We start from the raw sequence: 2,950 nt of genomic DNA on the forward strand, positions 1-2,950 counted from the left end.
ACGCCTTTTTGGTTGGTCGCATAACCTTCAGAGGCCACGTTGCCGCGTTCATCCAGTTTAATGTCTAGCTGAGCCAGTACACCTGTTGGTTCTGGGTGTAAGAAGCCCATCGCTAGAAATGCCATATCACAACGGATAACACGTTCAGAGTTTGCTACTTCATCAAAACTTGGACGTTCACCTGGTTTCGCATCTTGCCAAACGATGTCAGCAATGCGAAGTCCGGTTACATTACCGTTATCGTCAGAGATGAACTCTTTAGTCAGGATGTTCCAATGACGTTCACAACCCTCTTCGTGAGAAGTGGTGGTCTTCATGATCATTGGGTATTGAGGCCAAGGCATATTAGCAGGGCGCTTCTCTGGTGGGATCGGCATGATCTCAACCTGAGTAATGCTTGCTGCTTTATGACGGTTTGATGTACCCACACAGTCAGAACCCGTATCACCACCACCGATAACCACAATGTGCTTATCTTTAGCGTGAAGCTCTTCTGTTTTTAGGTCTAAGTCGTTGGCACGGCGGTTGTTTTGACCAAGGAATTCCATGGCAAAGTGAACGCCTTTCAGCTCACGACCTGGGATTGGCAAGTCACGTGGAACCGTAGAACCACCCGTTAGCAATACCACATCAAACTCTTGGCGTAGCTGTTGAGCATTAACATCAACACCGATGTGTTGGTTCACTTTAAACTCAACGCCAGCTTCAGCCATTAGGTTGATCTTACGATCAATCACATCCATACCCAGTTTGAAATCTGGGATACCGAAACGCAGTAGGCCACCGACTTTCTCGTCACGTTCAAATACCGTCACAGAGTGACCGGCACTGTTTAGTTGCTCAGCTGCGGCTAAGCCTGCAGGACCTGAACCGATAACCGCAACTGTTTTACCCGTACGTGAGCGTGGTGTCTTAGGTTTTGCGTACCCTTCACGGTACGCAGTTTCTACAATTGTTTTCTCGATATTACAGATAGTGATTGGGTCTTGGTTGATACCAAGAACACAAGCGCTTTCACAAGGAGCAGGGCACACACGACCTGTAAATTCAGGGAAGTTATTGGTAGAGCTTAGAATGTTCCAAGCTTCTTCCCAGCTGTCACGGTAAACCGCATCATTGAATTCTGGGATGATGTTACCAATCGGACAACCGCTGTGACAGAAAGGTACGCCACAGTCCATACAACGAGAGGCTTGAGTATTGATCTTTTCACCAAACTCTTCGTTAAGTACGAACTCTTTGTTGTCTTCAATTCGAACTGACGGATCGAGCTTTTTTGGAAGCTCACGACCGTGTTCTAAAAATCCAGTAGGCTTACCCATTATACTGCCTCCACTTCTTCCGTTTGTGCCTGTTGTGCTTCAGCTTTACGCTTCTCAAGAACTGCTTTGTAGTCGCGTGGCATTACTTTAACTAGTGATGCGACACTTACTTCAAAGTTGTCTAGGAAAGACTGAGCAACTTCACTTCCTGTGAATTCAACATGCTTCGTTAGCATATCTAGTAGAAGATCTTTATCTTCTTGTTCAATTGGATCTAGGTCTACCAGTTCTGCGTTGAGCTTGGTTTCGAAGTCGCCTGCTTTATCCCAAACATAAGCGACACCGCCACTCATACCTGCAGCAAAGTTACGACCCGTTGAGCCAAGGATAATTGCCGCGCCACCTGTCATGTATTCACAACCGTGGTCACCAACACCTTCAACTACAACCTTCGCACCTGAGTTACGAACACAGAAACGTTCGCCAGCCATACCGCGAATGAAAGATTCACCTGAGGTTGCACCGTAGAAACATACGTTACCCACCACGATATTATCTTCCGCAACGATAGAAGATTTCGCATCTGGGTACAGTACCAACGTACCGCCAGACAGACCTTTACCCCAGTAATCGTTCGCGTCGCCTTCTACTTCGAATTTTACGCCTTTCGCAAGGAACGCTCCGAAAGATTGGCCAGCACTACCGTAGAACTTAACGTTCATTGGTTGTGGTAAACCTTGGTCTTTGTAAACTTTCGAGATTTCGTTCGACAGCATCGTGCCTGCTGAACGGTCCGTGTTGATGATAGGGAACTGAGCGGTAACCGCTTCACCTTTCTCAAGCGCTGGGATTGCAGCCTGAATCAACTTACGGTCTAGAACGTCTTCAAGATTATGATTCTGTGTTGTCTGGTTGTAGATACCATCTTCTGCACGAGCCTGCTCAATATGCAGTACTGGTGTTAGATCTAGGTTCTTGTACTTCCAGTGACCGATGTCATCACGAACTTTAAGTTTGTGCGATTGACCAACCATCTCATCAATAGAGCGGAAGCCCAGTTCAGCCATTACTTCACGCAGACCTTCTGCCATGTATTGGAAGAACGTTACTACGTCTTCTACGCGGCCGTCGAAACGCTCACGCAGGGTCTTGTTTTGTGTTGCGATACCAACAGGACATGTATTCTTGTGACACTTACGCATCATGATACAGCCTTCAACAACAAGTGCTGCTGTTGCTACGCCCCATTCTTCAGCGCCAAGCAGTGTTGCAACTGCAAGGTCACGAGGTGTTTTCATCTGACCATCAGACTGAACAACGATACGGTTACGTAGGCCGTTTTTCAGTAGTGTTTGGTGCGTTTCCGCTAGACCCAGTTCCCAAGGCAGACCTGTGTGACGGATAGAAGACATAGGAGATGCACCCGTACCACCATCAAAACCTGCGATAAGTACTACGTCAGCTTTCGCTTTTGCTACACCTGATGCAATCGTACCTACACCTGCTTCCGAAACTAGCTTCACGTTTACACGGCCGTTACGGTTCGCGTTTTTCAGATCGTAGATCAGCTGAGCCAAATCTTCGATTGAGTAGATATCGTGGTGTGGCGGTGGAGAAATAAGACCTACGCCCGGAGTCGAGTGACGTGTTGCACCGATCCAATCATCAACCTTATCACCAGGTAGTCT

At 47.4% G+C, this 2,950-nt stretch carries 2 protein-coding genes; both read right to left on the bottom strand.

The annotated features are described in order from the left end of the window. A partial coding sequence (locus AB4496_RS23385; protein WP_372132144.1) for a glutamate synthase subunit beta occupies positions 1–1,322 on the bottom strand: 1,322 nt, incomplete at its 3' end. After that, the coding region (locus AB4496_RS23390) for a glutamate synthase-related protein (RefSeq protein WP_372132147.1) at positions 1,322–2,950 on the bottom strand (1,629 nt) is incomplete at its 5' end. The genes AB4496_RS23385 and AB4496_RS23390, both read right to left, overlap by 1 nt.

This window comes from Vibrio sp. 10N.222.46.A1, from assembly GCF_041473595.1.
GTDB classification, from domain to species: Bacteria; Pseudomonadota; Gammaproteobacteria; order Enterobacterales; family Vibrionaceae; genus Vibrio; species Vibrio tasmaniensis_A.